Source organism: Streptomyces sp. NPDC096048 (assembly GCF_044763415.1).
Lineage (GTDB): Bacteria > Actinomycetota > Actinomycetes > Streptomycetales > Streptomycetaceae > Streptomyces.
Map to the genome: position 1 here is coordinate 45,570 of NZ_JBIWGG010000012.1, position 26,358 is coordinate 71,927.

The 26,358-nt window shown below is 71.5% G+C and carries 22 protein-coding genes, 1 pseudogene and 1 riboswitch; of the genes and pseudogenes, 11 read left to right on the forward strand and 12 right to left on the reverse strand.

The genetic code is table 11. The features are described from left to right. Nucleotides 1-3: 3 nt before the first annotated feature. Both ACIQ6R_RS30150 and ACIQ6R_RS30155 read right to left on the reverse strand, forming a co-directional pair. Complete coding sequence (locus tag ACIQ6R_RS30150) at nt 4-1,251, reverse strand: spermidine/putrescine ABC transporter substrate-binding protein (RefSeq protein WP_404224763.1); 1,248 nt, start codon at nt 1,249-1,251, stop codon at nt 4-6. A 56-nt stretch (nt 1,252-1,307) separates the two neighbouring features. Further along, complete coding sequence (locus tag ACIQ6R_RS30155) at nt 1,308-2,843, reverse strand: gamma-aminobutyraldehyde dehydrogenase (protein WP_404224765.1); 1,536 nt, start codon at nt 2,841-2,843, stop codon at nt 1,308-1,310. Nucleotides 2,844-3,046: 203 nt separating this feature from the next. On the opposite strand from ACIQ6R_RS30155, the gene ACIQ6R_RS30160 reads away from it, so the two are divergent. Beyond that, nucleotides 3,047-3,643, forward strand: coding sequence for an NADAR family protein (locus ACIQ6R_RS30160; RefSeq protein ID WP_404224767.1), 597 nt, complete (start codon nt 3,047-3,049; stop codon nt 3,641-3,643). Between the two features lie 478 nt (nt 3,644-4,121). Here ACIQ6R_RS30160 and ACIQ6R_RS30165 read toward each other — a convergent pair whose 3' ends face one another. Next, nucleotides 4,122-4,826, reverse strand: coding sequence for a hypothetical protein (locus ACIQ6R_RS30165; protein WP_404224769.1), 705 nt, complete (start codon nt 4,824-4,826; stop codon nt 4,122-4,124). Between the two features lie 437 nt (nt 4,827-5,263). Here ACIQ6R_RS30165 and ACIQ6R_RS30170 point away from each other — a divergent pair. Both ACIQ6R_RS30170 and ACIQ6R_RS30175 read left to right on the forward strand, forming a co-directional pair. After that, nucleotides 5,264-6,468: pseudogene (locus ACIQ6R_RS30170) on the forward strand (adenosine deaminase). Continuing rightward, nucleotides 6,465-7,184 carry a glycerophosphodiester phosphodiesterase gene (locus ACIQ6R_RS30175; protein ID WP_404224770.1) on the forward strand — a complete coding sequence of 240 codons (720 nt, stop codon included), beginning with the start codon at nt 6,465-6,467 and terminating at the stop codon, nt 7,182-7,184. Before ACIQ6R_RS30170 ends, ACIQ6R_RS30175 begins: the two are co-directional and overlap by 4 nt. A gap of 342 nt (nt 7,185-7,526) precedes the next feature. Here ACIQ6R_RS30175 and ACIQ6R_RS30180 read toward each other — a convergent pair whose 3' ends face one another. Together ACIQ6R_RS30180 and ACIQ6R_RS30185 are read right to left on the reverse strand one after the other, a co-directional pair. Beyond that, on the reverse strand, nt 7,527-8,717 hold the full coding sequence (locus tag ACIQ6R_RS30180; protein ID WP_404183040.1) for a spermidine/putrescine ABC transporter substrate-binding protein: 1,191 nt from the start codon (nt 8,715-8,717) through the stop codon (nt 7,527-7,529). A gap of 183 nt (nt 8,718-8,900) precedes the next feature. Continuing rightward, on the reverse strand, nt 8,901-10,340 hold the full coding sequence (locus tag ACIQ6R_RS30185; protein WP_404183043.1) for a gamma-aminobutyraldehyde dehydrogenase: 1,440 nt from the start codon (nt 10,338-10,340) through the stop codon (nt 8,901-8,903). 295 nt (nt 10,341-10,635) lie between these two features. On the opposite strand from ACIQ6R_RS30185, the gene ACIQ6R_RS30190 reads away from it, so the two are divergent. The 7 genes from ACIQ6R_RS30190 (at nt 10,636) to ACIQ6R_RS30220 (ending at nt 17,616) form a co-directional block, all read left to right on the forward strand. After that, nucleotides 10,636-11,151 (forward strand): Lrp/AsnC family transcriptional regulator, encoded by a 516-nt coding sequence (locus tag ACIQ6R_RS30190; RefSeq protein WP_404183046.1) that lies wholly within the window; start codon nt 10,636-10,638, stop codon nt 11,149-11,151. A gap of 2 nt (nt 11,152-11,153) precedes the next feature. Next, a complete protein-coding gene (locus ACIQ6R_RS30195) occupies nt 11,154-12,527 on the forward strand; it encodes an aspartate aminotransferase family protein (protein ID WP_404183049.1) in 1,374 nt (457 codons plus the stop codon). 283 nt (nt 12,528-12,810) lie between these two features. Further along, the gene (locus ACIQ6R_RS30200) at nt 12,811-13,605 is read left to right on the forward strand and encodes an ABC transporter ATP-binding protein (protein ID WP_404224771.1); all 795 of its coding nucleotides are present in this window, start codon (nt 12,811-12,813) and stop codon (nt 13,603-13,605) included. Further along, nucleotides 13,587-15,020, forward strand: coding sequence for a hypothetical protein (locus ACIQ6R_RS30205; RefSeq protein ID WP_404224773.1), 1,434 nt, complete (start codon nt 13,587-13,589; stop codon nt 15,018-15,020). Before ACIQ6R_RS30200 ends, ACIQ6R_RS30205 begins: the two co-directional genes overlap by 19 nt. 141 nt (nt 15,021-15,161) lie before the next feature. Then, a complete protein-coding gene (locus tag ACIQ6R_RS30210; RefSeq protein WP_404183058.1) occupies nt 15,162-15,569 on the forward strand; it encodes a VOC family protein in 408 nt (135 codons plus the stop codon). A 26-nt stretch (nt 15,570-15,595) separates the two neighbouring features. Beyond that, nucleotides 15,596-16,750, forward strand: a complete 1,155-nt coding sequence (locus tag ACIQ6R_RS30215) for an LOG family protein (protein WP_404224774.1) — start codon at nt 15,596-15,598, stop codon at nt 16,748-16,750. A gap of 155 nt (nt 16,751-16,905) precedes the next feature. Then, the gene (locus ACIQ6R_RS30220) at nt 16,906-17,616 is read left to right on the forward strand and encodes an LAETG motif-containing sortase-dependent surface protein (RefSeq protein ID WP_404183064.1); all 711 of its coding nucleotides are present in this window, start codon (nt 16,906-16,908) and stop codon (nt 17,614-17,616) included. Between the two features lie 91 nt (nt 17,617-17,707). On the opposite strand, the gene ACIQ6R_RS30225 is transcribed toward ACIQ6R_RS30220, so the two are convergent. The 4 genes from ACIQ6R_RS30225 to rlmN all read right to left on the reverse strand — a co-directional run bounded on the left by ACIQ6R_RS30225 (nt 17,708) and on the right by rlmN (nt 22,832). Next, complete coding sequence (locus ACIQ6R_RS30225; protein ID WP_404183070.1) at nt 17,708-18,727, reverse strand: ABC transporter ATP-binding protein; 1,020 nt, start codon at nt 18,725-18,727, stop codon at nt 17,708-17,710. 2 nt (nt 18,728-18,729) lie between these two features. Then, entirely contained in the window at nt 18,730-20,331 is a 1,602-nt protein-coding gene (locus ACIQ6R_RS30230) for an ABC transporter permease (RefSeq protein WP_404224776.1), read from the reverse strand. 44 nt (nt 20,332-20,375) lie between these two features. Then, nucleotides 20,376-21,464, reverse strand: coding sequence for a thiamine ABC transporter substrate binding subunit (locus tag ACIQ6R_RS30235; protein WP_404224778.1), 1,089 nt, complete (start codon nt 21,462-21,464; stop codon nt 20,376-20,378). Between the two features lie 79 nt (nt 21,465-21,543). Further along, a riboswitch (TPP riboswitch) is annotated at nt 21,544-21,649 on the reverse strand. Nucleotides 21,650-21,725: 76 nt separating this feature from the next. Next, nucleotides 21,726-22,832: a 23S rRNA (adenine(2503)-C(2))-methyltransferase RlmN gene (rlmN, locus tag ACIQ6R_RS30240; protein WP_404183078.1), complete on the reverse strand. Its 1,107-nt coding sequence runs from the start codon at nt 22,830-22,832 to the stop codon at nt 21,726-21,728. Nucleotides 22,833-23,016: 184 nt separating this feature from the next. Between rlmN and ACIQ6R_RS30245 the strand changes: the two genes are divergently transcribed. Continuing rightward, entirely contained in the window at nt 23,017-23,502 is a 486-nt protein-coding gene (locus ACIQ6R_RS30245; RefSeq protein ID WP_404224780.1) for a VOC family protein, read from the forward strand. 132 nt (nt 23,503-23,634) lie between these two features. Here ACIQ6R_RS30245 and ACIQ6R_RS30250 read toward each other — a convergent pair whose 3' ends face one another. The 3 genes from ACIQ6R_RS30250 to pyrH form a co-directional block, all read right to left on the reverse strand. Next, nucleotides 23,635-24,792 carry a phosphatidate cytidylyltransferase gene (locus ACIQ6R_RS30250; RefSeq protein WP_404224781.1) on the reverse strand — a complete coding sequence of 386 codons (1,158 nt, stop codon included), beginning with the start codon at nt 24,790-24,792 and terminating at the stop codon, nt 23,635-23,637. Then, nucleotides 24,792-25,349, reverse strand: coding sequence for a ribosome recycling factor (gene frr / locus ACIQ6R_RS30255; RefSeq protein WP_375920761.1), 558 nt, complete (start codon nt 25,347-25,349; stop codon nt 24,792-24,794). Before frr ends, ACIQ6R_RS30250 begins: the two co-directional genes overlap by 1 nt. Nucleotides 25,350-25,530: 181 nt before the next feature. Next, nucleotides 25,531-26,289, reverse strand: a complete 759-nt coding sequence (gene pyrH, locus ACIQ6R_RS30260) for a UMP kinase (protein ID WP_007444937.1) — start codon at nt 26,287-26,289, stop codon at nt 25,531-25,533. Between the last annotated feature and the right edge of the window lie 69 nt (nt 26,290-26,358).

The window sequence follows — 26,358 nt, forward strand, 5'->3', positions numbered from 1 at the left end:
TCGTCACGCCCCAGTGAGCTTCGCGAACTTCTCTTCGTAGGCCGTCTCTTCCTTCGGGCTCAGTGAGCGGAAGGCGCGGGACTGGGCCTGCATGGCCTTGTCGGGAATGATCAGCGGGTTGTTCGCCGCGTCCTCGTCGATCTTCGCAAGCTCGTCCTTCACGCCGTCCACGGGACAGACGTAGTTGATGTAGGCGGCGAGCTGCGCGGCGGGCCCCGGCTCGTAGTAGTAGTCCATGAGCCGCTCGGCGTTGGTCTTGTGCCGGGCCTTGTTGGGGACCAGCATGTTGTCGCTGGACGTGATGTAGCCGCTGTCCGGGATGAGGAAGTCGACGTCCGGGTTGTCCGCCTTCAGCTGGACGACGTCCCCGGCCCAGGCCAGACAGGCCGCGAAGTCGCCCTTGCTGATGTCGGCGGTGTAGTCGTTGCCGGTGAAGCGGCGTATCTGCCCGCGGTCGACGCCCTTCTGGAGCCGGTCGATCGCCGCGTCGTAGTCGTCGTCGGAGAAGTTGCCCGGGTCCTTGCCCATGTCGAGCAGCACCATGCCGATGCTGTCGCGCATCTCGGTGAGGAAGCCGACGCGCCCCTTGAGCCGGGGGTTGTCGAGCAGGTCGGAGACCGACCTCACCTCGACGCCGTCCAGCGCCTTCTTGTTGTAGGCGATGACGGTCGAGATGCCCTGCCAGGGGTACGAGTAGGCGCGGCCCGGGTCCCAGTCGGGGCTGCGGAACTGCGGGGACAGGTTGGCGTAGGCGTGCGGCAGGTTGGACGGGTCCAGTTTCTGGACCCACCCGAGGCGGATCAGCCGTGCGGCCAGCCAGTCGGTGACGACGATGATGTCGCGGCCGGTCTCCTGGCCGGCGGCGAGCTGCGGCTGGATCTTGCCGAAGAACTCGTTGTTGTCGTTGATGTCCTCGGTGTACTTGACCTTGACGCCGGTGCGCTTGGTGAACGCGTCCAGCGTCGGGTGCCGGTTGCCGCTGTCGTCGACGTCCATGTACTCGGTCCAGTTGGAGAAGGAGACCTCCTTCTCCTCCTTGGACCGGTCCTCGGACGACACGCCGCCCTCGGCCTTGCCGGCCGGCGGGATGCCGCAGGCGCTCAGCGTCCCGAGTCCGCCGACCGCGAGCGCGCCACCCGTGGAGGCGCGCAGAAGTGAGCGGCGGGTGAGGGCGGCCCTGCCGCTGGTGAAACTGCGCCGCATGGCGGCCACTCGGGCCGGGGACAGGCGGTCGGGCTCGTACTGCTCCATGCGCGTGGTTGCCCTTTCGGGTGGGTCGGCCGTGGTCGGCGGCCTCTCGGTCGTGACTATCGGTCCCCGAAGACGGTGCGGTGCCAGTCCTTGGCCGCCACCGCGGTGTTGTCGAACATGACGTGCTTGACCTGCGTGTACTCCTCGAAGGAGTAGGCGGACATGTCCTTGCCGAAGCCGGACGCCTTGTATCCGCCGTGCGGCATCTCGCTGATGATCGGGATGTGGTCGTTGACCCACACGCAGCCCGCCTTGATCTCTCGGGTGGCGCGGTTCGCCCGGTACACGTCCCGGCTCCAGGCGGAGGCGGCGAGCCCGTACGGTGTGTCGTTGGCCAGCCGGATGCCCTCGTCGTCGGTGTCGAAGGGCAGGACGACCAGGACCGGCCCGAAGATCTCGTCCTGGACGACCTCGCTGTCCTGCGCGGCGTCGGCGATGAGGGTGGGCCGGTAGTAGGCGCCGTCCTTCAGGTCGCCCCGCGGTGCCTCGCCACCGGTCACCACGCGCGCGTAGGAGCGGGCCCGGTCGACGAAGCCGGCGACGCGGTCCCGCTGGACGTGGCTGACCAGCGGGCCGAGGTCGGTGCCCGGGGCGAAGGGATCGCCGACCCGGACGGTGTCCATGAGGGCGGCGGTCTTCTCGACGAACGCCTCGTAGAGGGGCCGCTGCACGTACGCGCGCGTGGCGGCCGTGCAGTCCTGGCCGGTGTTGATGAGCGCGCCCGCGACCGCGCCGTGGACGGCGGCGTCGAGGTCGGCGTCGTCGAACACGAGGAAGGGTGCCTTGCCGCCCAGCTCCAGGTGCAGGCGCTTGACGGTGGCGGTGGCGACCTCGGCGACGCGCTTGCCGACGGCGGTGGAGCCGGTGAAGGAGGTCATGGCGACGTCCGGGTGGCCGACGAGGCGCTCGCCCGCCTCCCTCCCCGTGCCGGTGACGATGTTGATGACGCCGTCGGGGATGCCGGCCTCGGTCGCGGCCTGGGCGAACATCAGGGAGGTCAGCGGGGTGATCTCGGCGGGCTTCAGCACGATGGTGTTGCCCGCGGCGATCGCCGGGAGGATCTTCCAGGCGGCCATCTGGAGGGGGTAGTTCCAGGGCGCGATGGAGCCGACGACGCCGATCGGCTCGCGGCGCACGTACGAGGTGTGGTCGTCGGAGTACTCCCCCGCCGACTGCCCCTGCAGATGCCGGGCGGCGCCGGCGAAGAAGGACGCGTTGTCGACCGTGCCCGGCACGTCGAACTCACGGGTCAGCTTCAGCGGCTTCCCGCACTGCAGGGACTCGGCGCGGGCGAAGTCCTCGGCGCGGTCGGCGAGCACGGCGGCGAACCGGTGCAGGGCGTCGGAGCGCTCGCCGGGGGTGGCGCCGGCCCAGCCGGGGAACGCCTCCCGCGCGGCGGCGACGGCCGCGTCGACGTCGTCGGTTCCGGCGAGTTCGTAGGTGAGGACGTCCTCGCCGGTCGCCGGGTCGACGACCGTGTGCGTGTGTCCGGAGGTGCCCTTCGTCAGACGGCCCGCGATGTACTGGGCCCCGTCCGCGAAGCGGTCCTGGGCCGGGAATCGGTCCGGGGTGGCGTTGCCCGGGTTGTGCATGTCGGCTCTCCTCGGTCTCCCCGTGACGGGGGCCCGGCGTGGCTCAGGCTCGATGTGAGTGCCGATCCTGGCAGAGCACTAGGCCTCCAACAAGTGATTCCGTTGTTGCCATTTGGTTACGCGACGGAATCTGTCGACCAGATGTCGAGTCGCTGCGGAAAAGGTCGGACGGAGTGTCAGTGGCGCGTGCCAGACTCGCGTGCATGGAGAAGATCACGGGGGCGCGGGATTCCGGGGCGGTGGAGATCGTCGACAGCAGGGAATCGCTGATCGGGCGGGTCCGGGCGGGCGCGCGGATCAAGTACCTCTGCTTCTGGGGGCACCGGCCGCTCCCGGACGGCCGGATCGGGCCGAGCTGTCTGAGCCAGTGGTGGCCGTCGCCGTTCACCGTGGCCGGAGTGGAGTACGCGACCGCGGAGCACTGGATGATGGCAGGCAAGGCCCGGCTCTTCGGGGACGCGGAGGCCGAGCGGCGGGTGCTGGCGGCCGACCGTCCCGCCGATGCGAAGAAGGCCGGGCGGCTGGTGCGCGGCTTCGACGAGACGGTGTGGGAGCGGGACCGGTTCGGGATCGTCGTCGAGGGCAGCGTCCACAAGTTCGCCTCGGACCCGGCACTGCGCGCGTTCCTCCTGAAAACGGGCGAGCGGGTGCTGGTGGAGGCGAGCCCCATGGACCGGGTGTGGGGCATCGGCCTGCCCGCGGCCGACGAGGCGGCGACGGACCCGGAGCGCTGGCGGGGCGCGAATCTACTCGGGTTCGCGCTGATGACGGCACGGGAGCGGCTGCGCACGGGCGGGTGAGCCCGGGCCAGGGCTTGCCGGACCTGTGCGGGGACGTAGGGCCCGTCGGCTGTGCGGATCGGTCAGCGGCGCGAGGGGCGTCGGCCGTGCGGATCGGTTGGCGCTGCGCAGGGGGGCGGCGCGCGGGAGCGGCGCGCGGGGCGGCAGGTCGGCGGGGCCCGTGGGGGGGGCGGGCGGTGGGCCGGGCCCGGCCGGGCCGGAAGGCAGCAAGCCGACGCCCCAGGGCTCCGGACTGAGCACTCCGTGCTCACTGCTCACGGCCCGGCGCTCCGGGCCCGGCGCTCCGGACTTGCGGCTCCGGGCCCAGCGCTCCAGGCTCGCGGCTCCGGGCCCAGCACTCCAGGCTCGCGGCTCCGGGCCCAGCACTCCAGGCTCGCGGCTCCGGACCCGGCGCTCCGGACTCGCGGCTCCGGACCCGGCGCTCCGGACTCGCGGCTCCGGGCCCAGCACTCCAGGCTCACGGCTCCGGGCCCAGCACTCAGGGCGCGAAGATCACCAGCAGCCCGAAGCCCACGCCGAGGGCGATGCCGACGATCGCGCAGATGATGCCGGCCAGGGCCTGCCCGCCGTTGGTGGCCTCGCCCCGACCGGCCTTGGCACGGCCGAGTCCACCGAAGATGACGCCGAGGATGCCCAGGACGATCGCGAGCGGCCAGAGGCAGAAGCCGACGGCCGCGATGATGCCGAGGACGAGCCCTGCCGTGCCCATGCCGTTGCTCGGCATCGGAGCCATGCCGGGCCAGCCGAAGTAGCCCTGCGGCTGCGCACCGGGGTACCCGCCAGGGCCACCCGGATATCCGTACCCGCCCGGGCCGGGGTAGCCGTAGGGGACCTGGCCGGGGCCGTCGGGCGCGATGGGCGGCGGCGGGACCGCTGCCCGGTCCTGGACGTACGGCGGCGTCGCGGCCGGGGGCGCGAAGGGGTTGGGCGCACCGGTGGCGGCTGTCGCGGCCGGGGGCGCGAAGGGGTTCGACGCACCCATAGCGGCCGCGGTCGGGCCCGGCGACGCGAAGGGGTTGGCGGGGCCGTTGGCCGGCGTCGCGGCGGACGGGGCTGCCCACGGCGGGGTGTCCATCGCCGGCATGGACGTGACCGTCTGCTGGTCGTGGACGGACGGGGCCGACCACGGAGCGGGCCCGCCCGCCGCGAGGGTGCCCCCGGGGCCGCCGTCGGACGCCGGCACGGCATCGTCCACCGGCGGCGCCCACGGGTCTGGCCCCGCTCCGGGTATCGCCGAAGGCCGGTCCTCAGGGCCCGGCCCGGGGCGGGCCGGCGGAGGGGACGGCTGGGCGCGGCGGTCCGGTGCGCCAGGGGCGACCGGGGCCTGCGGGACCTCCGGGGCGACCGGTTCACGCGACCCGCTCGGCGCACCCGGCGTACCCCAGACACCCGGCGCACCCGACGTGCCCGGCTTGTCGAGGCCGACCCCGGGGGTCGCGTCCGCGATGCCCTCGGAGTGCCCATCGGAGTGCCCATCGGCCGGGGTCGCCCAGGCGCCACCGGCGGCACCGGCGCCACCGGGTGGAGCCGGCCGGGGCGCGGGATCGTTCCCCGGAGCTTCCGGCGTGTGCGCGTCGGCTCTCGGCGGCTGCGCGTCGTCGGGCATGGGCGGGCCCCCCTCTGTCGAACGTCCCGTCATGCTACGGCCCGTCCCCGCCCGGGACGGGCCCGGCCTACGATGATCCCGAGTCACCGATCAGCCGATCACCCGCGCCCGGCCGGCCCGCTCCGGCCCGGGGCGCCGCTGTGGGGAGGAACCCTTGACCGAGCACCTCGTCGACCCCGACGTCCCGCGAGACCTGCACGCCTTCATCGCCGGACTGCCCAAGGCCGAACTGCACGTCCACCACGTCGGCTCCGCCTCCCCGCGCATCGTCTCGGAACTGGCCGCGCGCCACCCCGACTCCAAGGTCCCGACCGACCCCGAGGCCCTGGTCGACTACTTCACGTTCACGGACTTCGCGCACTTCATCGACGTGTACCTGTCCGTCGTCGACCTGATCCGCACCCCGGAGGACGTCCGGCTGCTGACGTACGAGGTGGCCCGCGACATGGCCCGTCAGCAGGTGCGGTACGCGGAGCTGACCATCACCCCGTTCTCCTCCACCCGGCGCGGCATCGACGAGGGCGCCTTCATGGACGCGATCGAGGACGCCCGCAAGGCGGCCGAGGCCGAGTTCGGGACCGTACTGCGCTGGTGCTTCGACATTCCGGGCGAGGCCGGTACGGAGGCCGCCGAGGAGACGACGCGGCTCGCCACCGACGACCGGGTGCGCCCCGAGGGCCTGGTCTCCTTCGGACTCGGCGGACCCGAGATCGGGGTGGCGCGGCCGCAGTTCAAGCCCTACTTCGACCGGGCGATCGCCGCCGGGCTGCACTCGGTGCCGCACGCCGGCGAGACCACCGGTCCGCAGACGGTGTGGGACGCCCTGACCGACCTGCGCGCCGAGCGCATCGGGCACGGCACCAGTTCGGCGCGGGACCCGAAGCTGCTGGCGCACCTCGCCGAGCGGCGTATCCCGCTGGAGGTGTGCCCGACCTCGAACATCGCCACCCGCGCGGTACGCACCCTGGACGAGCACCCGATCAAGGAGTTCACGCGCGCCGGTGTCCTGGTGACCGTCAACTCCGACGACCCGCCGATGTTCGGCACCGACCTCAACAACGAGTACGCCGTCGCCGCCCGGCTCCTCGACCTCGACGAGCGCGGGCTCGCCGACCTGGCGAAGAACGCGGTGGAGGCGTCGTTCCAGGACGCGCGGGGCAAGGCGGCCCTCCGGGAAGAGATCGACACGTACACCTCGACGTGGCTCGCCACCTCGTGAGCACGCGGCGCCGGGTGACCGCCGTGGCCCACCGCGGCGACCCCTACCTGTTCCGCGAGAACACCCTCGACTCACTGCGTTCCGCGCTGCGCCGCGGCGCGGACGCGGTCGAGACCGACGTACGGCTCACCCGGGACGGCGTGCCGGTGCTGCTGCACGACGAGACGCTCAAGCGCCTGTGGGAGCAGGACCGTCCGCTGCGCTCCCTGTCGGCGGAGGAGGTGCGCGGGCTCACCGCGGGCCGGGTGCCGACGCTCGCGGAGGCGCTGGCGGCGACCGACGGCCGCCGGCTGATGCTCGACCTGCCGGGCGGGCCGGACGAGCGGGCGGTCCGGCGCGTCGTGGACGTCGTCCGCGAGTGCGGGGCACAGGACCGCGTCTACTACTGCGCGGGTGCCACCGCCATGCTCGCGGTGCGCGCCGCCGACCCGGCCGCCGAGATCGCGCTGACCTGGACGACGGCCGCGCCGCCCCGGCCCGCGCTGCTGGCGGCGATCCACCCGCGCTGGCTCAACTACCGCTTCGGGCTGGTGGACCGGGCGCTGGCCGGGCGCGTCCACGGCGACGGCTACCTGCTGTCCGTGTGGACCCCCGACACCCGGCGCTCCATGCGCCGGCTGATCGCCCTGGGTGTCGACTCGATCACGACCAACCGCGTCGACGTACTGTGCGCCCTGCGTGACCGCGGGGGCGCCGTCACCGGCCCGCCCCCGTAAGCGCGGTCGTGCCGTTCCTGGCGCCGGGGGCCCGGGGCGCACGGCAGCGCCCAAGGGTGATCAACAACCCCGGTGCCCGCGTCGGAACCGACCCCCGGAACCGCAACGCGCCCGCCCGCTGGCCCCCGTCAGCCGCCGCGCCACCACGTGCGAGCCCACCACCGCCGCGCCCGCGAGACCGACCCCCGCGGCCAGGTCGCGCGGGCGCGTCGCGCGCAGGACACCGGCGCGGCGCAGCCGGTGGCGAGCCCAGAGGGTGAACAGCGTGACCGCGCTTCCCAGTTTTTCATCACCTGCTGAATTCAACACGCCGGTCAGTCTGCTGCACCCCCACGATCCCGTTTACACCCCCACGATCCCGTTCCACCGCTTCGCGAACTCCATCCGCTCCCCCGCCGCGATGTCCCGCGCGATCGCGAGCCGTTCGCGCATCGCCGCGTCCGGGAAGATCAGCGGGTCCTCGGCCAGGGCGGCGGTCTCCTCGTCGTCGGAGGAGGCGAGCACGTCCTGCGCGGCGGGGACCGGGCAGACATAGTTGACCCAGGCGGCCAGCTCGGCGGCGACCTCCGGCTGGTAGTAGTAGTCGATCAGCCGCTCGGCGTTGGCCTTGTGGCGGGCCAGGTTGGGGATCATCAGGGACTCCGCCCACAGTTCGGCCCCCTCCTCGGGGACGACGAACTCGATGTCCGGGTCGTCCGCCTGGAGCTGGATCACGTCACCGGAGTACGCCTGGCAGGCCAGGACGTCCCCGCTGGAGAGGTCCTTGATGTAGTCGTTCCCGGTGAAGCGGCGGATCTGGCCCTTGTCCACCTGCTTCCGCACCTGGTCGCAGACCAGGTGGAAGTCGTCCGCCGTCCAGTCGGTGATGTCCACGCCGTTGCCCAGCATCAGCAGCGCGAACGCCTCGTCGAGGCCCGAGAGGAGGGTCACCCGGCCCTTGAGGTCGGCCGCCCACAGGTCGGACACGTGCCGGATCTCCCGGCCGAGCCTGCGGCGGTTGTAGGCGATGCCGGTGATGCCCGACTGCCAGGGCACGGTGAACTTCCGGCCCGGGTCGAAGGCGGGCGAACGCAGCAGCGGGTCGAGGTACTCGGTGACGTTCGGCTGGCGGGAGCGGTCCATCTCCTGCACCCAGCCGAGCCGGACGAACCGCCCGCACATCCAGTCGCTGATGACGATCAGGTCGCGGCCGGTGGGCTGGTGGTTCATCAGGGACGGGCTGATCTTGCCGAAGAACTCGTCGTTGTCGTTGATCTCCTCGATGTACTCGACGGAGATGCCCGACCGCTTCCCGAACGCCTCCAGCGTGGGCCGCCGGCTCGGGTGCTCGTCGTCGGTGTCGATGTACAGCGGCCAGTTCGCCCAGGTCAGCCGTTGCTCGGTGGCGGACCGGTCGGTCGCGGCGCGGTCGCCCGGGGCGACGTACGCGGCGGGCACACCGCAGCCGGCCAGCGCGCCGAGCGCGGCGGAACCGCCCAGACCGCGCAGCAGCGTACGACGGGGAAGCGAGGGCGTCTTCGGGAGCTGGGGCATGCCCCGAAGGATCCCGTGCCCGCGCTCACCCGGACAATCGACGCTGCGTCGAGCGCCTCCGCCCAGGCCCGACACCCTGTCGACCGGGGCGGGTTCGCCCCGGACGCTGGGCGAGTTCGCCCCGGACGCGGTGCGGCCCCGGACGGGGTTTCCCGTCCGGGGCCGCACCCGTGGAACCGTCCGTCACGCGTCCAGCGACGTCATCACGTGCTTGATCCGGGTGTAGTCCTCGAAGCCGTAACCCGACAGGTCCTTGCCGTAGCCGGACTTCTTGAAGCCGCCGTGCGGCATCTCGGCGACCAGCGGGATGTGGGTGTTGATCCACACGCAGCCGAAGTCCAGCCGCTTGGACATCCGCATGGCGCGGCCGTGGTCCTTGGTCCACACGGAGGAGGCGAGGGCGTACTCGACGCCGTTGGCCCACTCGACGGCCTGGTCCTCGTCGCTGAAGGACTGGACGGTGATGACGGGGCCGAAGACCTCCTTCTGGACGATCTCGTCGTCCTGCTTGAGGCCCGAGACGACGGTCGGGGCGTAGAAGTAGCCCTTCTCGCCGACCTGGTGGCCGCCCGCCTCGACCTTGGCGTGGGCGGGGAGACGCTCGATGAACCCGGCGACCTGCTTGAGCTGGTTGGGGTTGTTGAGCGGGCCGTACAGCACGTCCTCGTCGTCCGGCTGACCGGTCTTGATCTCGGAGGCGGCCTTGGCGAGCGCGCTCACGAACTCGTCGTGGATCGACTCGTGGACCAGTACGCGGGTGGCCGCGGTGCAGTCCTGGCCGGCGTTGAAGTAGCCCGCCTCCGAGATGCCCCCGACGGCCTTGGGGATGTCGGTGTCCTCGAAGACGACGACCGGCGCCTTGCCGCCCAGCTCCAGGTGGACGCGCTTGAGGTCCTTCGACGCCGACTCGGCGACCGACATGCCGGCCCGCACCGAGCCGGTGATGGAGGCCATCGCCGGGGTCTCGTGCTCGACCATCAGGCGGCCGGTGTCGCGGTCGCCGCAGACGACGTTGAAGACGCCCTTGGGCACGATCGAGCCGATGATGTCGGCCATCAGGGCCGTGGAGGCGGGGGTGGTGTCCGAGGGCTTCAGGACGACCGTGTTGCCCGCCGCGAGCGCCGGGGCGAACTTCCACACGGCCATCATCATCGGGTAGTTCCACGGGGCGACCTGCGCGCAGACGCCGATCGGCTCGCGGCGGATCATGGAGGTCAGGCCCTCCATGTACTCGCCGGCCGAGCGGCCCTCCAGCATCCGCGCCGCACCCGCGAAGAAGCGGATCTGGTCGACCATCGGCGGGATCTCCTCGGAGCGGGTCAGCCCGATGGGCTTGCCCGTGTTCTCCACCTCGGCCGCGATCAGTTCCTCGGCCCGCTCCTCGAACGCGTCCGCGATCTTCAGCAGGGCCTTCTGGCGCTCGGCCGGGACGAGGTCCCGCCAGGCCGGGAAGGCCGCGGCGGCGGCCGCCATGGCGGCGTCCACGTCCGCCTGCCCGGACAGGGGAGCGGTGGCGTAGGCCTCGCCCGTGGCGGGGTTGACCACCTCCGTGGTCCGTCCGTCGGCGGCGTCCCGGAACTCACCGTCGATGTAATTGCGCAGACGACGCAGCTCGGTGCTCACTGCCGGCCCTCCAAGTTCGGTGTCTACTTCAGGTCTCCCGGTGTTCGGACCTCACAGCCGTCGGCTGTCGGCATCGGCTGTCAGCTTCCGCTGTCGGCTGTCGGCTTCCGCTGTCGGCTTCCGCTGTCGGCTTCCGCTGTCGGCTGTCGGCTGTCCGAACACTGAGACACCCACCCTAGACGGAGACCCGACGTTTTCAACACCCCCGGCCACCTCAAGGTTGCGAAATCCGTAGAGTCAGACCCCACAGACAACGAATTTCATCGATCCGGCCTTGCGAAACTGTCGATACGTCGTGCACAGTGAAGTCGTGGCCAGTCGAAGCGCAGACCAGAGGGACTCCCGCGAGTCCAGGAACGGCGGTCCCCAGTTGGACGCCGTCTCCCTCGCCATCATCGAGCAGCTCCAGGAGGACGGCCGCCGGCCGTACGCCGCCATCGGCAAGGCCGTGGGCCTTTCGGAGGCGGCCGTGCGCCAGCGCGTCCAGAAGCTGCTCGACCAGGGCGTGATGCAGATCGTCGCCGTCACGGACCCGCTCACCGTGGGATTCCGCCGGCAAGCGATGGTCGGCGTCCGCGTCGAGGGCGACGTGGAGTCCGTCGCCGACGCGGTGGCGGCCATGTCCGAATGCGAGTACGTGGTGATGACCGCGGGCTCCTTCGACCTGATGGTGGAGGTCGTCTGCGAGGACGACGACCACCTTCTGGACGTCATCAACAAACGCATCCGGGCCGTACCCGGCGTGCGCTCCACCGAGAGCTTCGTCTACATGAAGCTCAAGAAGCAGACCTATATGTGGGGAACCCGATAATCGTGAGCACCGACAGCCCCAAGGACCTCAGCAGGACCGCGTACGACCACCTGTGGATGCACTTCACCCGCATGTCGTCGTACGAGAACGCCCCCGTCCCCACCATCGTCCGCGGTGAGGGCACCCACATCTACGACGACAAGGGCAAGCGCTACCTCGACGGTCTCGCCGGCCTGTTCGTGGTCCAGGCCGGACACGGCCGCACGGAGCTGGCCGAGACCGCCTCGAAGCAGGCCCAGGAGCTCGCCTTCTTCCCGGTGTGGTCCTACGCCCACCCGAAGGCCGTCGAGCTGGCCGAGCGGCTTGCCGACGAGGCCCCCGGCGACCTCAACAAGGTCTTCTTCACCACCGGCGGCGGTGAGGCGGTCGAGACCGCCTGGAAGCTGGCCAAGCAGTACTTCAAGCTGATCGGCAAGCCGACCAAGTACAAGGTCATCTCCCGCGCGGTCGCCTACCACGGCACCCCGCAGGGCGCCCTGTCCATCACCGGCCTGCCGGCCCTGAAGGCCCCCTTCGAGCCGCTCGTCCCGGGCGCGCACAAGGTACCGAACACCAACATCTACCGCGCCCCGATCCACGGCGACGACCCCGAGGCCTACGGCCGCTGGGCCGCCGACCAGATCGAGCAGCAGATCCTGTTCGAGGGCCCGGAGACGGTCGCGGCCGTCTTCCTGGAGCCCGTGCAGAACGCGGGCGGCTGCTTCCCGCCCCCGCCCGGCTACTTCCAGCGGGTGCGCGAGATCTGCGACCAGTACGACGTGCTGCTCGTCTCGGACGAGGTCATCTGCGCCTTCGGCCGCCTCGGCACGACGTTCGCCTGCGACAAGTTCGGCTACGTCCCGGACATGATCACCTGCGCCAAGGGCATGACCTCGGGCTACTCCCCGATCGGCGCGTGCATCATCTCCGACCGCCTGGCCGAGCCGTTCTACAAGGGTGACAACACCTTCCTGCACGGCTACACCTTCGGCGGCCACCCCGTCTCCGCGGCGGTCGGCATCGCCAACCTCGACCTGTTCGAGCGCGAGGGCCTCAACAAGCACGTGCTGGACAACGAGGGCAACTTCCGCGCGACCCTGGAGAAGCTCCTCGACCTGCCGATCGTCGGCGACGTCCGCGGCAACGGCTTCTTCTACGGCATCGAGCTGGTGAAGGACAAGGCCACCAAGGAGTCGTTCAACGACGAGGAGACCGAGCGGATCCTGTACGGCTTCCTGTCGAAGGCGCTCTTCGACAACGGCCTGTACTGCCGTGCCGACGACCGCGGCGACCCGGTCATCCAGCTCGCCCCGCCGCTGATCTCCAACCAGGAGACCTTCGACGAGATCGAGCAGATCCTGCGCGCCACGCTGACGGAGGCGTGGACGAAGCTCTGATCCGGGCGAAGCTCCGATCCGGGCGAAGCGCGCTGATCGCGAAGCGCTGTTCGCGAGGCTCTGTTCGCGGAGCCCCGTTCGCGAGCTCCGATCATCCTTCTGGATGATCATCACCGGCCCCGTGCCGCCCGTTCGAGTGAGAACGGCGGCCCGGGGCCGCGCGCTGTCCGGCATCCCCCGCGGCGACTCCTTACGGTGCCCAGTGACCGATCGGCCCCGCCTTCGTTCCCCCGGAAGAGGGACGTGACCGGGGAAATACGGATCAGAACCGAGGTGTACGCCCATGGAGGCTCCGCCGGACAACGACGTGCTCTGGGCCCGTGCCCTGCGCTTCCAGCACCACGACGGCTCCCCCGCGCTTCAAGGCGTGTCGCTCGGCGTCCGCGAGGGCGAGATCCTCGCCGTGAGCGGCCCGCGCGGCAGTGGCAAGACCACGCTGCTGCGGTGTCTGTCCGGGCTGGTCCGGCCGCAGGACGGCGAGGTGTGGTTCAACAGCGTGCCGATGCACACCATGGGCCCGCTCAGCCGCGAGCGCCTGCGCCGCGACCGCTTCGGCTGGATCGACCCCGCCCCCGTGCTCGTCCCGGAGCTCAACGCCTGGGAGAACGCCGCCCTGCCCCTCATGCTGCGCGGCACCGGCCGGCGCCGGGCCAAGACCGCCGCCCTGGAGTGGCTGGAGCGCCTCGACGTCGGCGACAAGGCCCGCCGGCGCCCGCACGAACTCCAGCAGGCCGAGCGGCAGCGCGTCTGCATCGCCCGCGCGCTCGCCGTCACCCCCGCGGTCCTCTTCGCCGACGAGCCGACGGCCCCCCTGCACCGCGCCGACCGCGCCCACGTCCTGCGGACACTCACCACGGCGGCCCGCTCGCACGGCATCACCGTCCTCCTCGCCACGCACGACGCGCGGACCGCCGCCCTGGCGGACCGCACGGTCTCACTGCTGGACGGGCGACGGGTACGGACCGTGCACCTGCCCCCGGTCGCCGAGACCGCAGTGGCCACCGGAACCGCCGGAGCCACCGGAACCACTGGAACCTCCGGAACGGAAGGCATGGCGGCGTGCTCGCTCTCCGCCTGACCCGCGCCGCCCATCTCGCCGTCCAACTGCGCCGACTGCTGGTCACGGTGGCCTCGGCGGGCACGGGCTTCCTGCTGCTGTGCGCCCTCGGTCACGCGATGACCCACCCGGACGCACCCGGCGCCGCCGCCCTCCGCCTGGCCTGGTGCGCGGCGCCGCTGGCCGCCACGGTGTACCTCGCCGTCGCCGTGGCCCGCACCGACCCCGGTACCCGGCCCCGCCCGGGACTGTCGGCGATCGGCCTGGGTCCCGGCCGCCTGATGGCCGTGTCGGCGACGACCACGGCCCTGACCGGCGCCCTCGGCTCGGTGGTGGCCCTGCTCCTCTTCCTCCACCTGCGCGGGGACCTGACGGGCCGGCCTTTCCACGGCGCCGTGACCGACGCCCTGGCGATCGGCCACCCCCTCCCCTTCCCGGCGGCGCTGACGCTGCTGACCCTGGTACCGGCCACCGCGTCGGCCGCCGTGGCGCTCGCACTGCGCCCCCGCGAGCCCCGGCCCGCCCCGCCCCCGGGCTCCCGTCGCTACGGCCGCTTCGGCGCGTACGGCTGGGGAGCGGCCCGCGAGACCTTCGGCACGTACGGCCGCTTCGGCGCCCGCTTGGCCCCGGCCTCACCCGCGGGCAGCCCCGCCGCACCCCTCGCGGGCGGTCGTGCCGCTGGGGCGGCAGGGGCGGGCGCCGGCGGCGCCTTGCTGACGCAGGCCAGTGCCACCCACCCGACACCCCCGGCGGACGCCCCGCAGCCGACGCCGGACGCCGTACCCGACCGCCCGACCCCACCCCCGACCGAGGCCACAGCCACCACCGCGCCCCCACCCCGCCCCCAGAACACCACCACCCTCCCCTGGGGCATCGCCGTACTCACCGCGGGCCTCGCCGTGGAGACCTACGCCGGCAACACGACCGCCGCCTCCGCTCCCGGCACCACTCCCTCGGCCGGCGTCCTCATCGGCTGGGCCCTCACCGCCCTGGGCCTCGCCATGGCCGGGCCCGGCCTCACCCACCTGTGCGGCCGCCTGCTCCAGACCGCCCGCCCCGGCGCCCTGCGCCTCCTGGCCGGCCGCGTCCTGATGGACGAGTCGCACCGCGTCGGCCGCCCCCTCGGCGTCGTCTGCGCCGTGGCCTCCGGGGCCTACGCGGGGACCGCCCTGTACGGCGCGGACGGGCCGGCCTTCGGCCCGCTGAGCGTCCTCGGCGTCCTCCTCGTGGTCGGCTGCACGGTGGCCACCCTCCTCACCGCGGCCGTCGAGGCCAAGCACGCCCGAGCCGACACGACGGACGCCCTGCTGCGGCTGGGCGCGCCCCCGGCCACCCTGCGCGCCGCCGCCGCCGTACGCGCGGGCGCGCTGCTCGCCCTGTTCGGCCCGCTGACGCTGATCGTCGCGCAGCTGGCGTCACTGCCCCTGGCCGGCTGACGCAACGCCCCCGCCGGCCCTCCGACCCGGCGGAAAAGATTCTCGAATAAATCCGCGAACCAGCGATGAGTTCCGCCCGCCCCTCGCGTCTAACCCTTCGAACGGCATGACAACAGCAGGACACCGACGGGAGAGGCCCTCATGTACCAGCAGATGATCTTCGTGAACCTGGCCACCAACAATCTCGACGCCTCGAAGAAGTTCTTCACCGGGCTCGGCTACGAGATCAACGCCCAGTTCAGCGACGACACCACCGCGTCGATCCCGCTGAGCGAGACCATCGTCGTGATGGTGCACACGCCGGAGAAGTACCGCCAGTTCACGAAGAAGGACATCGTGGACTCGACGAAGTCCAGCGAGGTGCTGCTCGCGCTGAGCGCCGAGAGCCGCGAGAAGGTCGACGAGCTGGTGGAGAAGGCGGTCGCGGCCGGCGGCTCGGTCTCCGGCGAGACCCAGGACCACGGCTTCATGTACGGCCGCGCCTTCGACGACATCGACGGCCACACCTTCGAGGTCGTGTGGATGGACCCGGCCGCGGTCGAGGGCTGAGCCGGACCCACGCCTAGCATGGGCGGGTGGAACCGACACCCGCCCAGGCCCAGGCCCGGTCACAGAGACAGCACCAGTCCCACCACGCCTCCCACGACCGGGAGATCGAGAGCCTCGCCGAGTTCGACTCCGTCCTCTCGGCGCACGGCACACTCAGCCACTACCGCCTCCAGGCCGTCGACCTGACGGCCCGTACGGACGCGCTGATGTCCGCGGACACCGCGGGCGCCGTCTTCCTCGGCTGCCCGATGGCGCCCGAGGCGGCCACCCGGGTGCGCGCCGCCGGTGCCCTGGTCTTCCCGCCCATACCGGGCCTGCCCTTCGATCCGTACCGCGGACGCGTCTACTCCCCCGACGAACTGTTCGCCCGTCTCGACGAGGGCTACGAGGCGACACCGGACGCCCTCGCCCACGACTGGTTCCAGCAGACCAAGGCGGACGGCGACGTCTTCGCCTCCATGCTGCGGGCGATCCACGACGACGCCGTCTCCGACGCGATCGACGAACTCCTCGCAGACGCCCGGGTGGTGGGCGTCATGGGCGGTCACGCCATGGCGCGCGGCACCAGGTCGTACGCGGGCGCCGCGCGCCTGGGCCGCGAACTGGCCCGCGCCGGGTTCACCGTGGCCACCGGCGGCGGTCCGGGCGCGATGGAGGCGGCGAACCTCGGCGCCTACGCGGCCCCGTTCGACGACGGGATGCTGGAGGACGCGCTGCCGCTCCTCGCCAAGGTCGCGTCGTTCACGCCGTCGGTCACCGACTGGGCGCGGTCCGCGTTCGAGGTGCGCGAACGCTGGCCCGGGGGTGGCGCCTCGGTCGGCATCCCGACCTGGTTCTACGGCCACGAGCCGCCGAACGCCTTCGCCGCGCACATCGCGAAGTACTTCGCCAACGCCACCCGCGAGGACGGCCTGCTGGCCCGCTCCACCGCGGGCGTGGTCTTCCTGCCGGGCGCCGCCGGGACCGTACAGGAGATCTTCGACAACGCGACGCCGAACTACTACGAGTCGCGGGGCGAGCCCACGCCGATGGTGCTGGTGGACCGGGCGCACTGGACGGAGAAGCTGCCCGCGTGGCCGCTGCTCACGTCGCTCGCCGGGGGGCGGACGATGCAGTCCCGGATCGCGCTCGTCGACCGGATCGAGGAGGCTCCGCAAGCGCTGAAACGTCTCGGCGGTTAATAAGACGGCAAAGTCAACGCCCTTGACCGGCATATGCGTTGACACTGCTTATGCACCGCTTATAGACCAGTGAGGCTCGTGGGTGTGCTGATGCCCCTCATCACGCGTCAGCACCCTCTTCACCCCCCGCATCTGCGCTCCCGTAAAGGACAAACGTGGCAGTCCTGTCCATACTCAGAAGCACCGCATCCCGCCGTGGCGTCCGTGCCCTCGGCGTCGCCTCCGCCTCGGTGGCCCTGGCGATCGGCGCCGCCGGCAACGCGCTCGCCTGCGACATCAGCGAGTTCTCCGCCGCCGCCAAGTGCGAAGGCGACAAGGGCGTCATCACCGTCACCGACGTGGACCCCGCCGGTATCCCCGCCACCGTCACCGTGTACCTGCAGAACAACGGCGCCGACGCCGAGAAGATCGGCGAGCAGGTGGTCAGGGGCTCGCGCGAGGGCAGCACCATCACCTTCGCCGCGGACTGGCAGCCGAACGCCGAATACCGCATCCATGTCAAGGCCGACAAGTACGTCGACGAGGACATCAAGCCGAACCTCGTGACCCCGTCGACCCCCTGCAAGACGGAGGACACCCCGACCCCGACCCCGTCGGAAAGCGCCTCCACCCCGGCCGAGGAGACGGAGACGCCGACCCCGGCGCCGTCCACGTCGGCCCCGGCCCCGTCGCAGAGCGAGAGCACCGCGCCGGCGGCCGTGCCGAGCAACGCCCCGTCCCCCGCGGCCGGTGAGTCCAACCTCGCCGAGACCGGCGCGAACTCCAACACCGGCATGATCGCCGGCGTCGCGGCGGCCCTGGTCGCCATCGGCGGCGGCGCGGTCTTCTTCGGCCTGCGCCGTCGCGGAGCCAACGGCAACCGCTGACGCCTCGCACACCGGTGCGCGGCAGTGGTGGCCCGTCCCCGGCCGGGGGCGGGCCACCGTCGTGTGTGCCTTCACCCTACGACCCGGACGATCACCGGAGCACGACGATTTCCGCCCCGTCGAACTCCACCCCCGTCGTGTTCCCGACCTCCGGTGCCGCCCGCAGCGCGCACGCGGCCTCCAGGCGCGGCCCGTCCTCGGGCTGGAGGTGGACGGCGACGTGGGTGCCCCGGAAGGTGCGTGCGGTGACCCTGCAGCGCAGCCCCTCGCCGGCGGCCACCATGCGTACGCCGGCGGGCCGGACGAGCAGGGTACGGGCGCCCTGCGGGGCGTCCTCGGGGACCGGCACCTTCCCCCACGGGGTGTCCGCGACCTGTCCCGCGACGGTCGCCTCGACGACGTTGTCGAAGCCGAGGAAGCGGGCCACGAACGCGTCGGCCGGCCGCTGCCACACCTCAAGAGGCGTCCCGGACTGGGCGATCCGCCCGTCCCGCATCACCACGACCCGGTCGGCGAGCGCGAAGGCCTCCCCCTGGTCGTGCGTCACGGCGAGCACGGTGGTGCCCAACCGGCCGAACAGTTCCCGGAGTTCGACGACGAGGCGCTCCCGCAGCGAGCGGTCGAGCTGGCCGAGCGGCTCGTCCAGCATCAGCAGCCGGGGCCGGGGTGCGAGGGCCCGGGCCAGCGCCACCCGCTGCTGCTCCCCGCCGGAGAGCGCGGCGACGGAGCGGCGACCGGCACCCGGCAGCCCGACCAGTTCCAGCAACTCCCCCACCCGCTCCCGCTGTCCGGCGCGCGAGGCACCACGCATCCGCGGTCCGAAGGCGATGTTTCCGGCCACGTCCCGCTGCGGGAAGAGCTGGTGGTCCTGGAACATCAGCCCGACCTCGCGCTTGTGCGCGGGTACCCCGGACTGGTCCCGCCCGTCCAGCGTCACCCGCCCGGCGTCCAGCGGCTGGAGCCCGGCGACCGCCCGCAGCAGCGTCGACTTGCCGCTGCCGCTGGGCCCGAGCACGCACACCACCTCGTGCTCGGCGACACCCAGGTCGACGGCGTCGAGCACGGCCCGCCCGCCGAAGCGGACCGTCGCGCCCTCAAGGCTGAGCAGCATCCCTAGAACTCCCCGCTCCGGTCGGTCCGCAGCCGCTCCAGCACCACCAGGGCCACGGCGCACACCAGCATCAGAATCGTCGAAAGAGCCATCGCCTGGCCGTAGTTCATGTCCCCGGGGCGCCCCAGCAGCCGCGCCACGGCCACCGGCAGCGTCGGGTTGTCGGGCCGCGCGATGAACACGGTCGCCCCGAACTCCCCGAGCGACACCGCGAAGGCGAATCCGGCCGCGACCAGCAGCGCCCGCCGCACCATCGGCAGGTCGACCTCGCGCCACACCCGCCACGGCGACGCCCCGAGCACCGCCGCCGCCTCCCGCAGCCGTACGTCCACCGCCCGCAGCACCGGCAGCATGGTCCGTACGACGAAGGGGACACCGACCAGCGCCTGCGCGAGCGGCACGAGGATCCAGGAGGAGCGCAGGTCCAGCGGGGGTTCGTCCAGCGCGATCAGGAACCCGAAGCCGACCGTCACGGCGGACACCCCGAGCGGCAGCATCAGCAGCGCGTCGAAGCCGCGTACGAAGCGGCCCGCGTCACGGCGGGTGAGCGCGGCGGCGGCCAGCGCGCCGATCACCACGGCGATGGCGGTGGCGACGACGGCGTACTGGAGGCTGTTGCCGATGGCCTCGATCGGCGGGACGAGGAAGGTGCCGCCGTCCTCCCGGGTCAGCGCCCGGTAGTAGCCGAACCCGGGCGCGCCGAGCGACCGCTCGACCAGCACGGCGAGCGGCAGCACCAGCAGCACGGCGACGGTGACCAGGACCCCGGCCAGCAGCGCCCACTGCCCGGTCCCGCGCGGCCGGCGCGCGGTCGTGGCCGCGTCCACCAGCCGCAGGGCGCTCTCCCGCCGCCGTACCGTCCAGGCGTGCACGGCGAGGATGGCGGCCACCGCGGCGAACTGGATCAGCGTCAGCACGGCGGCCGTGGACAGGTCGAAGATCTGGGAGGTCTGCCGGTAGATCTCCACCTCCAGCGTGGAGAAGGCGGGTCCGCCGAGGATCTGGACGACGCCGAAGGAGGTGAAGGTGAACAGGAACACCATCAGCGCGGCGGCGGCCACGGCGGGCGCGAGCGCGGGCAGTGTCACCTGCCGCCAGGCTTTCGGCCGCGAGGCGCCGAGCATCCGCGCGGCCTCCTCCTGCCGCGGGTCGAGCTGCGACCAGAGGCCGCCGACGGTGCGTACGACGACGGCGTAGTTGAAGAAGACGTGCGCGAGCAGGATCGCCCACACGGTGGTGTCCAGCCGTACGCCCCACAGCTCGTCGAGCAGCCCGCCGCGCCCCACCAACGCCAGGAAAGCGGTACCGACGACGACCGTCGGCAGCACGAAGGGCACGGTCACCACCGCCCGCAGCACCTGCTTGCCGGGAAAGTCGAACCGGGCGAAGACGTACGCGCCGGGCAGTGCGAGGAGCAGGGTGAGCGCGGTGGAGGCCAGCGCCTGCCAGGTGGTGAACCACAGCACGTGCCGCACGTCGGACTGGGCGAGCACGTCCCCGATCCGCCCGAACCGCCAGGATCCGTCGATCTCCAGTCCGCGCGCGACGATCGCGGCGACCGGGTAGGCGAAGAACACCGCGAAGAACGCGACGGGCCCGGCCATCAGGGCCAGCCGCGCCGCGCTCCCACGCCGGGTCCGGGCCCTGCCTACTTCAGTACGAGTGAGGTCCACGACTTGACCCACTGGTCGCGATGGTCGGCGATCTTCGCCGGGTCCATGGTCTCCGGGTCCTCGGCCTGCGGCCCGAACTTCCGGAACGCCTCGGGAATCCGCGCGCCCTCCCGCACCGGGTAGACGAACATGTTCAGCGGCAGGTCCTCCTGGAACTCCCTGCCGATGAGGAAGTCGAGGAGTGCCTTGCCGCCCTCGGGGTTCCCCGCGTTGCTCAGCAGACCCGCGTACTCGACCTGACGGAAGCAGGTGCCGGTGGCGACGCCCGTCGGCGCGGTGGTCGGCTGCGGGTCGGCGTAGATGACCTCGGCGGGCGGGGACGAGGCGTAGGAGACGACGAGCGGGCGGTCGCCCTTGGCCTCCTTGCCGCCGGCCGAGCCGGAGAACTCCTCGTTGTACGCCTGCTCCCAGCTGCCGACGACCTTGACGCCGTTCGCCTTCAGCTTCTTCCAGTAGTCCTCCCAGCCCCGGTCGCCGTAGTGGGCGGCGGTGCCGAGCAGGAAGCCGAGGCCGGGCGAGGAGCTGCCCGCGTTCTCGGTGACGAGCAGGTCCTTGTACTCGGGCTTGACCAGGTCGTCGAAGGAGTCCGGCGGGGTCAGCTCGCGCTTGCTGAAGTACGCCTTGTCGTAGTTGACGCAGACGTCGCCGGTGGTGACGGGCGTGACCCGGTGCTGGTCCTGGTCGGCCCGGTACTCGGGGAGGACCAGGTCGGAGCCCTTCGCCTCGTACGGCTGGAACAGCCCGTTGTCGAGCGCGCGGGACAGCAGCGTGTTGTCGACGCCGAAGAGGACGTCGCCCTGGGGGTTGTCCTTGGTGAGGATGGCCTTGTTGACGGCCTGCCCGGCGTCGCCGTCCTCCAGCACCCGGACCTTGTAGCCGGACTTCTTCTCGAACGCGGCGATGACGTCCTTCGACGCGGCCCACGAGTCGTGGCTGACGAGGGTCACGGTCTTGGACCCGCCGGAGCCCTGACCGTCGCCGTCGGACGACGATCCGCAGGCGGCCAGGCCGCCGACCATGCCGAGCGCTACGGCCACGACGCCGGCCTTCTTGGTGATGCTCACTGAATTCCTCCTGGGTGACCAGGAGAAGACGCGGCCCCGCCCGGAACCCCTGGCGAGGGTCCCGGGCAGGGCGCAACAGCTCGAGTGGTGACCGATCTCCCTACCCAGAATGACCTGGGCCAGGTTCGGAGGGTCTGCGGCCGGTGCCGCACTCTCAGCGCTGTGGCGCTCCCCTGTCGGAATATGAAGATGTAGTTCCGTATGACATATCACGTATGACGTATGCGACTGTCGTACGACGATGTGCTGACGTCGGTCAGGTTACCGCTCGCTCGCGGCGAGCTGACCACACGCCCCGTCGATCTCCTGCCCACGGGTGTCCCGGATCGTCACCGGCACACCATGCGCCGCGATCGCCGCCACGAACGCCTTCTCGTCCTCGGGCCGCGACGCGGTCCACTTCGAGCCGGGCGTGGGGTTGAGCGGGATGAGGTTGACGTGCACGGGCCGGCCCTTGAGCAGCCGCCCGAGCCGGTCGCCGCGCCATGCCTGGTCGTTGATGTCCCGGATCAGCGCGTACTCGATCGACAGCCGCCGGCCCGACCGCTCCGCGTACTCGAACCCGGCGTCCAGCACCTCGCGCACCTTCCAGCGCGTGTTGACGGGGACGAGGGTGTCGCGCAGCTCGTCGTCGGGGGCGTGCAGCGAGATGGCGAGGCGGCATTTGAAGCCCTCGTCGGCGAAGCGGTGGATCGCCGGGACGAGGCCGACCGTGGAGACCGTGATGCCGCGCTGGGAGAGGCCCAGTCCGTCGGGCTCGGGATCGGTGAGACGTCGGATGGAACCGACGACGCGGTTGTAGTTGGCGAGGGGCTCGCCCATGCCCATGAACACGATGTTGCTCAGCCGGGCCGGGCCCCCGGGGACCTCGCCGTCCCGCAGGGCGCGCATTCCGTCCACGATCTGGTGCACGATCTCGGCGGTGGACAGGTTCCGGTCCAGGCCCGCCTGTCCCGTGGCACAGAACGGGCAGTTCATGCCGCAGCCCGCCTGGGAGCTGATGCACATGGTCACCCGGTCCGGGTAGCGCATGAGGACGGACTCGACGAGCGTCCCGTCGAACAGCTTCCACAGCGTCTTACGGGTGGTGCCCTGGTCGGTCGACAGATGCCGCACGACCGACATCAGCTCGGGCAGCAGCGCCTCCCGGAGCCCCTGGCGGGACCCGGCGGGAATGTCGGTCCACTGCTCGGGATCGTGCGCGTACCGCGCGAAGTAGTGCTGCGAGAGCTGCTTCGCACGGAACGGCTTCTCGCCGATCGCGGCGACGGCCTCCTTGCGCTCGGCGGGCGTGAGGTCGGCGAGGTGCCGCGGCGGCTTCTTGGCTGCGCGGGGGGCGACGAATGTGAGTTCTCCGGGCTTAGGCATGACTCGACCAGTGTCGCAGATCGACTCGGGTGGCCCGGGCCGTCGGGGTGCGGGGAGGCCGTTGGTGGTGGTCGGCGGATTTCGCACCACCACATCGACGCTTGACCTGAACCAAACTTGAGCTTTTAGGCTCCGGTCCAAGCCGCGGAAACCGATCAGCGGTGCCTTTTCGAGGAGGTTCGCCATGAGCGAGCGCACAGCCGACTTCGAGATCCCCGACCGCTACCGCTATGCCGTGATCCCGCACATCATGGTCGACGACGCCGCCGCGGCGATCGACTTCTACCGGCGGGCGTTCGGCGCCCGTGAGAACTTCAGGATCGATGCTCCGGGCGGTGGGGTCATGCACGCCGAGATCACCATCGGGCGGTCGGTCCTGATGCTGGGCGACTCCAGCGTGGACGAGGCGGAGGCCGCATCCTTCGCCGCGCCGGCCTCGCTCGGCGGAGGCACGTCCGTCACGTTGCATGTCTTCGTGGCGGACGTCGACAGCCTGGCCGAGCGAGCGGAGGCCGCCGGCGCGGAGATCCTCCAGCCGCCGAAGGACATGTTCCACGGTGACCGCACCGTCATCCTCAAGGATCCTTCGGGCCACATGTGGGTGTTTCTGACCCACATCGAGGACGTCTCGGAGGAGGAGCTACGGCGTCGCCTGACCGCTGCCGGGTGACCGGTCACGACCTGATGCCGTCAAGGAGGTTCAGCCGGGCCCCGGCCATGGCTCCCGCTGGGCCCTGGACACGGCTGGGCCCGCCGCCCAGGGGACGGCGGGCCCTCACCCACCAAGAAGACGACCGGGCCGTCAGCCGGACCCGACGAAGATCACCAACAGCAGCCACACCACCGGCGCCGTCGGCAGCAGCGAGTCCAGGCGGTCCATGATGCCGCCGTGGCCCGGAAGCAGCGTGCCCATGTCCTTGATGCCGAGGTCCCGCTTGATCATGGACTCGCCGAGGTCCCCCAGCGTGGCACTGACGGCGACCGCGAGACCGAGCACCAGGCCCTGCCACCAGGCGCCGTCGTCGATCATGAACTGCATGCACAGCGCGCCGGCCACCATCGCGAACGCCACCGCTCCGAGCAGGCCCTCACGGGTCTTGCCGGGGCTGATGCGCGGGGCGAGCTTGGTCTTGCCGAAGCGCCAGCCGACGGCGTAGGCGCCGGTGTCGCTGACGACCGTCAGCAGCAGGAAGACCAGGACACGCCACGCACCGTCGTCCGCCATGAGCATCATCGCGACGAACGTGGCCAGGAACGGCACGTAGAAGGCGGCGAACAGTCCCGCCGTGACGTCCTTGAGGTAGCCCTCCGGCGGCTCGGTCATCCGCCATACGAGAACCGCCAGCGCCGTGAGCGCCATGGCGACCCACGCACCCTCGGCGCCCCGCACGTACCCGGCGACCACCATCGCCGCGCCGCCGATCGCGAGCGGCACGAGGGGCGCCTTGATGCCCTTGCGCTCCTCCAGCCGCTTGGTCAGCTCCCACAGGCCCACCACGACGGCGACGGCGACCACACCGACGAAGACGGCCTTGACGACGAACAGCGACGCGACGATCACCGCGCCGAGCCCGACGCCGACCCCTATCGCGGCACCCAGATCGCGCCCCGCGGTCTTCTTCTGCGGCTGCGGCTGCGCCGGCTGGGGGACGTCGGGCATGGGCTCCGGATTCTGCGGCACCGCCGCATACGGCTGCGCCGACGGATTCTCGCCGCGATACGTGTCATCGCGGAACGGCTCGTCTCGGAACAGGGGGCCGCTCAGCCGAGCGGCCCCCTGGCCGTCATCCTGGTCTCCGCCGTGTTCGGGTACGTCGGGCACGATGGGCATGGGGCGAGTCTGCTGCGCGTAGTGCGCATCGTACGCGGGACCCGCCGGGGCAGCCCCCTGGACAGGCCCCTGGTCGGACGCCCCCCAGTACCCGGCTTGTGGCGGCGCTCCCCAGGAAGAGTCGTTCATCAGACCTCGAGCAGCTCCGCTTCCTTGTGCTTCAGGAGCTCGTCCACCTGGGCGACGTACTTGGCGGTGGTGTCGTCGAGCTCCTTCTCCGCACGGCGGCCCTCGTCCTCGCCGACCTCGCCGTCCTTGACCATCTTGTCGATGGCGTCCTTGGCCTTGCGGCGCACGGAGCGGATGGAGACCTTGGAGTCCTCGCCCTTGCTCTTGGCGACCTTGATGTAGTCGCGGCGGCGCTCCTCGGTGAGCTCGGGGAACACCACCCGGATGATGTTGCCGTCGTTGCTCGGGTTGACGCCCAGGTCGGAGTCGCGGATCGCCTGTTCGATGTTGCGCAGGGCGCTCTTGTCGAAGGGGGTCACCACGGCCATGCGCGGCTCGGGCACGGAGAACGAGGCCAGCTGGTTGATCGGCGTCAGCGCGCCGTAGTAGTCAGCCACGATCTTGTTGAACATCGCCGGGTGCGCACGGCCGGTGCGGATCGCGGCGAAGTCCTCCTTGGCGACCACGACGGCCTTCTCCATCTTCTCCTCGGCCTCGAGGAGGGTCTCTTCGATCACCACTTGCTCCTGCGTGTCTTGAGTAGGCCCGGCTGCGGTTCCCTGTCGGGGCGGCGGCCGGCTGCGTCGCGTTCTTCCTGCACGGTTCCCGACCGGCGGGACATTGTCCATCCCCCGGCCCGGCCCCGTCCCGTCCGTCCCCCGGACAGGTGGCGTCCGCGGACAGGGGGTGCTTCTCCGGTCAGTCCCGGCTGCCTTGGTCACCCACAAGCGTGCCGATCTTCTCACCCTTGACGGCGCGGGCGATATTGCCCTCCTTCAGAAGCTCGAAGACCACGATCGGGAGGCTGTTGTCGCGGCAGAGCGTGACGGCCGTCGCGTCGGCGACCTTCAGGTCACGGGTGATGACCTCGCCGTAGCCGAGCGCGTCGAACTTCACGGCGTCCGGGTTGGTCTTCGGGTCGGAGTCGTAGACCCCGTCCACGCCGTTCTTGCCCATGAGCAGGGCCTCGGCGTCGATCTCTAGGGCGCGCTGGGCGGCGGTGGTGTCGGTGGAGAAGTAGGGCATGCCCATACCGGCGCCGAAGATGACCACGCGGCCCTTCTCCAGGTGGCGCACGGCACGGAGCGGGATGTACGGCTCGGCGACCTGGCCCATGGTGATGGCGGTCTGCACGCGGCAGTCGACGCCCTCCTTCTCCAGGAAGTCCTGGAGGGCCAGGCAGTTCATCACGGTGCCGAGCATGCCCATGTAGTCGGAGCGGGCGCGGTCCATGCCGCGCACCTGCAGCTCGGCGCCACGGAAGAAGTTGCCGCCGCCGATGACGATCGCGATCTGCGCGCCGTCCCGGACGACGGCCGCGATCTCACGGGCGATGGCGTGCACCACGTCGGGGTCGACGCCCAGGCCCCCACCGCCGGAGAAGGCCTCTCCGGACAGCTTCAGCATGAAGCGGCCGCGTACTTTGCCGTCGTCGCTCTTCTCGGCCTTGGTGGTCATGGAGATCTCGCCTCTTTTACGTGGGTCACACACACGAAGAAGGCCACTGCCGGTGGGGGCGTGTTTCGC